This window comes from Burkholderia sp. BE17, from assembly GCF_009362305.1.
GTDB classification, from domain to species: domain Bacteria; phylum Pseudomonadota; class Gammaproteobacteria; order Burkholderiales; family Burkholderiaceae; genus Burkholderia; species Burkholderia pyrrocinia_C.
Window position 1 is genome coordinate 102,385 of record NZ_WHNU01000034.1, and the last position, 8,526, is coordinate 110,910.

The window sequence follows — 8,526 nt, forward strand, 5'->3', positions numbered from 1 at the left end:
CGCGAACTCCATGCACGCGGGCGCCGCGGCGCCCGCCGGTTCATGCGTCACTTCGATTTCTGCGAACCGATCTCGCGATCCCACTTCTGGAACGCGGCGACCATCGCCTGCGCGCTGAGCGGCTGCACGTGCGGGCGATCCGCGAGCAGCTTCGCGTATTCGGGGCGGCCGAACTTGCGGATCACCTCCTGGCTGTGCGCGGGCGCCATCTCGAGCGTCACGCCCTTCACCGCCGGGCCCGGATAGAAATAGCCGTCGTCGTAGGTCATCGCCTGCTGCGCCGGTTCGAGCAGGAAGTTCATCAGCTTGAACAGCACGTCGAGCTTTTCCTTCGGCACGCCCTTCGGGATCACCATGTAGTGCGCGTCGTTGACCCACGTCATGTTGTCGAACGCCTGGACCCGGAACTCGGCCGGCACGATGCCGAGCGCGCGCGGGTTGAGGTCCCAGCCGGTGACGGTCACGGTCATGTCGCGGGTGCCCTCGCCGAGCTCCTTCATCACGGCCGACGTGCCGCCCGGGTAGTACGGGACGCAGTCGTTCAGCGCCTTCAGGAACGCCCAGGTCTTGTCCCAGCCGTTGATCGGGTCCTGCGGGTTCTTGTCGCCGAGCACGTACGGCAGCCCCATCAGGAACGTACGGCCGGGGCCGGAGTTCGCCGGGCGCGCGTAGATCAGCTTGTTCGGGTGCGCCTTGCACCATGCGAGCAACTGGTCGGGCGTCTTCGGCGGGTTGCTCACCTTCGCCGGGTTGTATTCGAGCAGCGGGCCGGCCGGCATGTAGGTGACGGCGAGGCCGAAGCCTTGCGCGAGATCCTGCATCTTGCGCGGGCCGGGCGCGTACCTGTCGAGCACGCCGGGGAACGCGGCCGCGTCGTCGGGCAGCAGTTTCTGCCACAGGTTCTGTTCGATGCCGGCGGCCAGCGCGTCGGTGCCCGTCAGCACGAGGTCGATGTCCGAGCGCCCTGCCGCCTGCATCGCCTTGATCTTGCCCGGCAACTGCGGCGCCGGCGCATTCGTGAACGTGACGTTCGATACGAGGTTCGGGTTCTTGTCCTTGAACGCCTCGATGGCCTTCTGCGTGAGCTGCAGGTTGCCCGCGACGTCGACGATATTCAGCGACACGGGCGCGGCAACGGCCGTCGCGGCCCCCGCCGCCGTCAGCGTGAAGCCCAGCGCGACGGCAATCCGGCGCGCACGGCGCGCGATCGTGGTTGTGTTCATGTCTCCTCACTTCGGTCGGTGGATGGGACCTTTCTTTTCAGGAAATCATGACGGCGTTATACGATGTCGGTCAACAAAAAACCACGAAGTGCGGGGCGGGACTTTCCCTGACAAAAACCTTCCGCAATAACGTGATTCGAGAGGCTGAACAGATATAGGGCGCGTTGCGGCGGGTTGGATGGAGTGTGTTAGGACATCGTATGTCGACCCGAGGCCGAATCAGGCTGGTGTGTCGGGAACGCCCGGCCGGCGTGTTTAGAGAGGGAGATGCAACGTCGGCCGGAAACCCGGAAGACGTATCGAGCAGGTACGGGTTATTGGCGCGTGGTCATCAGAACGATGCCGCAGAGAATGATTGTTTGAGGCGGGGTTTCAACGGGACAGGGACAATTCCCAGACCGCACTGAAATACTCAGCCAGTTCCTCACTCGTGACGCTGCCGTCGGCGACATCGACCATGAGGTCTTCGAGATCGGCAAGGCGTGGAATCGAGATGCCCTGCCGCTCCATATACGTCAAGGCACAAGTGAGGCGGGTACGCTTGTTTGCATCATTGAACACATGGCCGCGCGCGATTGCGACGGCATAGGTCGCGGCAATACCGAACACGTCATCAAGCCCCGCGTAATGAACATGATTTTCGACGCGATGCAGGGCGGCCCCGACACCGCCTCGGCCGGCATGAGCGAAGCCGCTTAGGCCGCCGAGATCCCGAATGATCTCGTCGTGAATGGTGATGACGTAATCCAGATCCAGCAAATCAGCGATCCTTCAGCGCGATCAGCACGTCCCGGTGTTCGGTAATGACCTTTCGTGCTGCGCGCAGCACGTCGCCTTTCTCGGTTTCGGTCGAAACCTTGACCTCCGTCGTGGGGCGAATGATCGTGCGGGGTTTCAGCTCGACTCCGTACAGCGTTTTCCTTTTGGGAGCCATGACAGATTTCCGATAAAAAGATAATGGTAATCAGCCACTTATCCGCGGCCACACTACCGATAACCATAGCATCCAACGAGCCGCCTCAGGATGCCTGCACGGACAAACGATACCGGCTTGTCAATCCGTCACTTCAGAGCGCTTTCGCCGAGCGCCACGACTTCGCCGATCAGCCGTTCCGCGTCATGCCACTCCCCATATCCGGACGCCGGGTTCAGGTGCCCGACCTCGCCAAGATCGACGAGCCTGCTGCCCCACCCGGCCGCCAGCGCCTCGACGCGTTCGAAGCGCGCGAGCGGATCGTTGCGGCTCGCGGCGACGAGGCTCGGGAACGGCAGCCGCGCGGTCGGCACGGGCGTCCAGCCGTGCGCATCGATCGCATCGGGCGCCGGATAGCCGGCCGGCATCGGCGTATCGAGATCGGCCGGCGCCGCGAGCAGCGCGCCGTGGATCTCACGCGTGGCCTGCAGCGCCCAGTGCACGGTGATCATCACGCCCGCGCTGTGCGCGACGAGAATCACGGGGCCGTCGATCGCGGCCAGCGCCGCGTCGAGCGCCGCGACGCGCGCGGCGCGGCTCAGTTTGTCGGCTTCCAGCGGCGCGACGGAGCGTGCGTTCGGCAGGCGTCGTTCGAGGTGCGTCTGCCAGTGGTCTTCGACGTGATCGCGCAAGCCGGGCACGATCAGGATGGTGGGCGTGGTCGCCAGGGTCATGCAGCCTCCGGGAGGGTTCAGGAAAGGTGTGTCGCGCGCCGTTCGCGTTCGACACGCACGACATCGGCCGCGTAGCTCGCGCGTCCGATCGCGAACAGCACGGCGGCCGCGAGCGGCACGACGGGAATCCATTGCAGTGCGCCGACCAGCCCGGCGCGATCGGCCACCCAACCCGTCAGCAGCGGGCCCGGCGCCATGCCGAGCAGGTTGTTGGCGAGCGTGAGCGTCGCGAACGCCGATGCGTGGATCGCGGCCGGCGTCAGGTTCGCGACCATCGCGCCCGATGCGCCGGACGCGCCCGCGCCGACCAGCATGCCCGCGCAGATCAGCGCGAGCTGCAGCGGCCCGGGCGGCAGCCGGAACGCGACCGCGAGGCAGACGCCCGTCAGCACGCAATACGCGATCGCGGTCAGCCATTTGCGCGAACCGTCGGCGCGGCCGACGCGGTCGGTGACGATGCCGCAGCCGACCATCCCGACGCCCGCGAGCAGCACGAAGCCGGCCGCGAGCACGGCGGCACGGTCGGGCGCCATCGCGTAGTAGCGGTTCAGGTAGCTCGGCAGCCATGCGAACAGCGCGCCCGGCACGAACAGGTGCAGCCCGCTGCCGAGATACGCGCAGATCACCGAGCGCGACGCGAACAGCCCGGACATCAGCGCGCGCACGCTGCCGCGCAGGTCGCGCGGCCCGGCATCGCGCCGGCACGGCTCGACGCGGCACACGGCGAGCCGCCGTTCGGTCACCGCGCAGCGATACGCGACGAGCAGCACGATGCCGAGCGCGGCCATCACGCCGAACGACCAGCGCCAGCCGAGATGCGCGCCGACCAGCCCGCCGAGCGCCATCCCGAACACGGAGCCGAACGCGCCGCCGGCCATGAACGCGCCGGTCAGCGTCGCACGCAGGCGGGCCGGAAAGATGCTGAGGATCAGCGCGACGCCGACGCTGCCGTACGCGGCTTCACCGAGCCCGACGAGGCCGCGCGCCACCAGCATTTCGGCGTAGTTGGTCGACAGCGCGCAGCCGAGCGTCGCGATGCTCCACAACGCGGCCATCAGCACGATGCTGCGCACGCGGCCGAAGCGGTCGGCAAGGACCGACAGCGGAAACGTCAGCAGGCCGACCAGCAGCGCGACGACGCCGGATAGCGAACCGAGTTGCGTGTCCGACAGGTTCCACGCGTGCTTGAGCAGCGGAAACACCGCGTTGAGCACCTGCCGAGACATGTAGTCCGACAGCAGCAGGCCGACGGTCAGCCCGAACACGAGCCACGCGTACGCAGGCGCGCGCCGCTCGGTGGCCGCCAGATCCTGCAGCGACGGCTCGACATGATGAATCAACATGCGTGTCTCCTCCGGCACCGGTGCGGCAACGCGCCGGCGCGGCTTGCGCGGCCCCGCTCCGTTCGTCGGAGCTTGCCTCGCGCGCTGCGCGAGGGTGGGTGCCGCACCACATCGATCGGCGGGCGGCGCTCGCGAGCCGCCCGGATGCGCGGCGTGTCAGGCCGCGCGCAGCGGCACGTTCACCTGGCCCGAGCGGCGGTTCGGCGCCATCCCGAGCTGTGCGAGCGTTTCGTCGATACCGTCGTACTGCACGCCGATCCGGTAGATCGCCTTCGCTTCCTTGCCGGTCGCGATGTCGCGGCCGAGTTCCCGCGCGATTCGCGCGCACTGCTCGACCTGCTGCACCGACGTCATCCGGTTGCCCTTCTGGTCGATGATCGTGTCCTCGATCCCGCAGCGCGGATGCAGGCCCAGCGCCATCGCGATCGTGTTGATCGGCAGCACGTTCTTCATCAGCGATTCGAGCGTGATGCACGCGCCGTCCGGGCAACGCCGCACGAATTCCATGAAGTTGTACGGATTCGGGCCGTCGAAGCCGCCGCCGATGCCGACCCACGTGACGTTCAGCGGGCCGCGATAGACGCCGCGGCGGATGATCCGTTCGAGCGTTTCGAGCGCGTGCATGCCGGTGAGCTGGAAATGCGGCTGGATGCCGGCCGCCTGCAGGCGGCGCAGGTGTTCGTCGACCCAGCCGGGGCCGGCCGGCACGGTCATCTCGCGGTACGCGTCCCACAACGCGGTTTCGTTCAGCGACGTGCCGGCGATGTCCTTGCGGTTCATCAGCTCGGTGATGTTCATCTGCACGGTGTTGATCGCGACCGTCACCTGGTCGGGCTTCGGGCTCAGCTCGGCGAGCATGTGCCGCGTGTCGTCGGACAGCCATTTCGCTTCCGCGCCGTCGCCTTCCGGCGCGAACGAGATCGAGCCGCCCACCTGCAGGATCATGTCGGGCACGGCTTCGCGCAGCCGGCCGAGCAGCTCGTTGAACTTCGACAGCCGCTTGCTGCCCTTGCCGTCGAGCTCGCGCACATGCAGGTGCAGCACCGTCGCGCCCGCGTTGTAGCAGTCGACGGCCTTCTGGACGTGCTCGTCCATCGTCACCGGAATGTCTTCCGGAAAATCGGCGGGCATCCATTCGGGGCCGTACGGTGCGACCGTGATGACTACCTTGTCCTGGTTTTCCGGGTGCAGCGAATCGTCGAGAAATTGCATGTCGTCCTCCAGTGGAAATCGTTGTATTCGGGCGTACGGGCGTGCGTATCCCGCCGCGCCGGGCGGCGGGCTCGGCGCGTTGTTTGGGGTTGCGGATCGGTTACGGCGGGGTTACGGTGCGGGCGCTCAGAACGGCACGTCGCCGACGATGCCCGCGCGCTCCATCTTGCGCACGCACGGCGGGTAGTCCATCACCGCGTAATGCTGGGTGCTGCGGTTGTCCCAGATCGCGACGCTGTTTTTCTTCCAGCGCCAGCGCACCTGGTATTCGGGGATATAGGCCTGGCTGATCAGGTATTGCAGCAACTGGCCGGCGCCGGGGTTCGCGTCCTGCCCGAAGCGCACGCGCTGCGGCGTGTGGAAGTTCGTGAAATGCGTCGCGAACGCATTCACGTACAGCACCTTCTCGCCGGTTTCCGGATGCGTGCGCACGACCGGATGCTCGGCGTCCGGATACTGCGCCTTCAGCGCGAGGCGCTTGTCGATCGGCATCGCCGCGCCGAAGCTCGCCTCGATGCTGTGGCGCGCGCGCAGCCCGTCGATCTGCTGCTTCACGTGTTCCGGCAGGTTTTCGTACGCGAGCACCATGTTCGCCCACATCGTGTCGCCGCCAACCGGCGGACCTTCGATGCAGCGCAGCACGCAGCCGAACGGCGGCGCCACGCGCCAGCTCGCATCGCTGTGCCACGCATTCTCGTAGCGGTCGTTCGGCTGGTCGGGCGACTTGTAGATCCGCACGAGCCCCGGGTGCTCGGGATCGCTGCCGGCGACCGGATGATCCTCGAGCTCGCCGAAGCGCCGCGCGAATGCGACGTGCTCGGCGCGCGTGATGTCCTGGTCGCGCAGGAACAGCACGCGATGCCGGAGCAGCTGCGCGCGGATCTCGGCGAACAGGCCGTCGTCGTGCATGGCGTCGGCGAGGCTCACGTCCAGCAGTTCCGCGCCGATCGCGCAGGTCAGGGGTTCGACTCGCATGCGCGTCTCCTCAGACGATGAACACCGACGAACCGGTCGTCTTGCGCGATTCCAGATCGCGGTGCGCCTGCGCGGCGTCCTGCAGCGCATAACGCTGGTTGATCTCGATCCGGATGCGGCCGGCCGCGACATGCGCGAACAGTTCGCCGGCCAGGTCGTTCTTCTCGGCCGGGTCCGCGATGTAGTCGGCCAGCGCCGGGCGCGTGAGGTACAGCGAGCCCTTCATCGCGAGGCGTTGCGGATCGAACGGCGGGATCGGGCCCGACGCGGTGCCGACGCACACCATCAGCCCGCGCCGCTTCAGCGAATCGAGCGAGCCTTCGAAGGTGTCCCGGCCGACGCTGTCGAACACGACGTCGACACCGGCGCCGTCCGTCAGTTCGCGCACGCGTTTCGCGACATCCTCGCGGCTGTAGTCGATCGTATGGTCGCAGCCGTGCGCGCGGGCGATGCCGGCCTTGTGTTCGCTGGACACGGTGCCGATCACCTTGAGCCCGAGCAGCTTCGCCCATTGCGACACGATCAGCCCGACACCGCCGGCGGCCGCGTGCAGCAGCAGCGTGTCGCCCGGCGCGAACGCGTGGATGCGGCGCAGCAGGTAGGCGGAGGTCAGGCCGCGCATCGTCATCGCCGCGGCGGTGTCGCACGCGATGCCGTCCGGCAGCCGGATCAGCGGCGCGGCCGGGATCAGCCGTTCGGTGCTGTACGCGCCGAGCGTATTGATGAAGCCGGTGTAGGTCACGCGATCGCCGGCGGCGACGTTCGTCACGCCGGGGCCGACGGCCTCGACCACGCCGGCCGCCTCGACGCCGATGCCGGACGGCAGCGGCACCGGATACAGGCCGCTGCGGAAATAGGTATCGGCGAAGTTCAGGCCGACCGCCTCGTGCCGCAGGCGCACCTGGCCGGGGCCCGGGTCGCCGACGTCGACTGCTTCCCAGCGCAGCACGTCGGGGCCGCCGGTTTCGTGGAATCGCACTGCATGTGCCATCTTGTTCTCCGTATGGTGTCAGTCGGATGCGCGTCGCGCATCGTCGGGTTCGTTCGCGCCCGGCGGCGTCGCGGCTGCGCCGCCCGCCTGCGGCTCGTCCAGTTCGGCCCAGTCGGCGTCGCCCAGGTAGCGCCGCGCGGCCGGGAAAATCACGCCTTCCATCCGCCCCATCTGCTCGAACGCGCCGTGTGCATAGCGGGCGAGCGCCGTGTCGAATGCGGCCGACGGCAGCCCGTCCTCGGCGGTCCGCGCCAGTGCGTCGAGCGCTTGCGCGTCGCGCTGCCGCTGGCGGTCGAGTTCGTCCAGTTCGGCCGCGACGCACTCCGCACGGGCGCGCAATGCCGCGAAGAGGCGAGCTTCGGCAGCCGTACCGAAACGTGCGTTCTGCAGCGCGGCGAGCGAGGCCAGCACACCCTGCGCGTCGACTGCTTGCCGCTGCGGCCCGTTCGCGGCTTCGCCGCACGCCATCAGCGCTTGCAGCAGCACGCCGACCGCGCGATGCGCATCGAGGCAGCGCGCCATCACGCGCGCCTCGGCCGACGAGCGCTGCGACGGGCACACGAGCACCGGCACGCCGCTCGTCGCCAGCAGCTGCTGCCGCTGCGCGCAGGTTGCCGCATCGGCATCGTGCGGCAGCGCCGCGACGCCGATCAGGTCGCAGCCGAGCTCGCCGGCAAGCGTGCCGGGCGATGCGTCGCCGGCCCCCGGATGGCCGGCCCCCGCGATCGCATGGGACAAACCCTGCGCCCGGGCGGCGGCTTCCACTTTCGCACCGTGTTCCGGCAGCCGCGCTCCGGATAAACGCGAGTCCGGCGCGGTGCCGGGCAGCACGAACGTGACCCGCGCGCCGACCGCACGGGCCAGTTCGAGCGCATGGCCGATCGCGTCGATGCCGCCGGGCGCGCCGTCGACCGTCACGAGCAGATGGCGGTACATTGCGCCGCTCCGCTTATCCGGCGGTCGGCGCGCTGCGCCGCGCGCCGGTCGATACGATCTTCATGGGTGCCCTCCTCGTGGCGTTCGTCATTCGTCATGCATCGGAACCCATGCTATCGGCGCGACGCCGGTGCGGCCCCACTCGTCGCGGGGGGGATTGACGCGCGAGCGCGGTTCGAACGATCCTTCCCCCCACGCC

9 protein-coding genes are annotated in these 8,526 nt (G+C 68.2%); all 9 read right to left on the reverse strand.

What is annotated here, in order from left to right; translation table 11 throughout:
• Positions 1-47: 47 nt before the first annotated feature.
• On the reverse strand, positions 48-1,223 hold the full coding sequence (locus GD429_RS26875; protein WP_152861433.1) for an ABC transporter substrate-binding protein: 1,176 nt from the start codon (positions 1,221-1,223) through the stop codon (positions 48-50).
• A 372-nt stretch (positions 1,224-1,595) separates the two neighbouring features.
• Positions 1,596-1,982, reverse strand: coding sequence for a type II toxin-antitoxin system death-on-curing family toxin (locus tag GD429_RS26880; protein WP_152861435.1), 387 nt, complete (start codon positions 1,980-1,982; stop codon positions 1,596-1,598).
• A gap of 1 nt (position 1,983) precedes the next feature.
• Positions 1,984-2,157 carry a hypothetical protein gene (locus GD429_RS40640; protein ID WP_167347848.1) on the reverse strand — a complete coding sequence of 58 codons (174 nt, stop codon included), beginning with the start codon at positions 2,155-2,157 and terminating at the stop codon, positions 1,984-1,986.
• 128 nt (positions 2,158-2,285) lie between these two features.
• The gene (locus GD429_RS26885) at positions 2,286-2,870 is read right to left on the reverse strand and encodes an RBBP9/YdeN family alpha/beta hydrolase (RefSeq protein WP_152861437.1); all 585 of its coding nucleotides are present in this window, start codon (positions 2,868-2,870) and stop codon (positions 2,286-2,288) included.
• A 17-nt stretch (positions 2,871-2,887) separates the two neighbouring features.
• Entirely contained in the window at positions 2,888-4,213 is a 1,326-nt protein-coding gene (locus tag GD429_RS26890) for an MFS transporter (RefSeq protein WP_152861439.1), read from the reverse strand.
• 156 nt (positions 4,214-4,369) lie between these two features.
• Positions 4,370-5,425 (reverse strand): 3-keto-5-aminohexanoate cleavage protein, encoded by a 1,056-nt coding sequence (locus GD429_RS26895; protein ID WP_152861441.1) that lies wholly within the window; start codon positions 5,423-5,425, stop codon positions 4,370-4,372.
• A gap of 126 nt (positions 5,426-5,551) precedes the next feature.
• The gene (locus GD429_RS26900; RefSeq protein ID WP_152861443.1) at positions 5,552-6,400 is read right to left on the reverse strand and encodes a TauD/TfdA dioxygenase family protein; all 849 of its coding nucleotides are present in this window, start codon (positions 6,398-6,400) and stop codon (positions 5,552-5,554) included.
• Between the two features lie 10 nt (positions 6,401-6,410).
• Entirely contained in the window at positions 6,411-7,391 is a 981-nt protein-coding gene (locus GD429_RS26905; RefSeq protein WP_152861445.1) for a quinone oxidoreductase family protein, read from the reverse strand.
• Positions 7,392-7,409: 18 nt separating this feature from the next.
• Positions 7,410-8,327 carry a universal stress protein gene (locus tag GD429_RS26910; RefSeq protein WP_152861447.1) on the reverse strand — a complete coding sequence of 306 codons (918 nt, stop codon included), beginning with the start codon at positions 8,325-8,327 and terminating at the stop codon, positions 7,410-7,412.
• Positions 8,328-8,526: the final 199 nt, after the last annotated feature.

Bases quoted from the DNA above. Each gene is read 5' to 3' on its own strand.
- GD429_RS26885 (WP_152861437.1), bottom strand. From the start codon at position 2,870: ATGACCCTGGCGACCACGCCCACCATCCTGATCGTGCCCGGCTTGCGC.
- GD429_RS26900 (WP_152861443.1), bottom strand. From the start codon at position 6,400: ATGCGAGTCGAACCCCTGACCTGCGCGATCGGCGCGGAACTGCTGGAC.
- GD429_RS26890 (WP_152861439.1), bottom strand. From the start codon at position 4,213: ATGTTGATTCATCATGTCGAGCCGTCGCTGCAGGATCTGGCGGCCACC.
- GD429_RS40640 (WP_167347848.1), bottom strand. From the start codon at position 2,157: ATGGCTCCCAAAAGGAAAACGCTGTACGGAGTCGAGCTGAAACCCCGC.
- GD429_RS26910 (WP_152861447.1), bottom strand. From the start codon at position 8,327: ATGTACCGCCATCTGCTCGTGACGGTCGACGGCGCGCCCGGCGGCATC.
- GD429_RS26905 (WP_152861445.1), bottom strand. From the start codon at position 7,391: ATGGCACATGCAGTGCGATTCCACGAAACCGGCGGCCCCGACGTGCTG.
- GD429_RS26895 (WP_152861441.1), bottom strand. From the start codon at position 5,425: ATGCAATTTCTCGACGATTCGCTGCACCCGGAAAACCAGGACAAGGTA.
- GD429_RS26875 (WP_152861433.1), bottom strand. From the start codon at position 1,223: ATGAACACAACCACGATCGCGCGCCGTGCGCGCCGGATTGCCGTCGCG.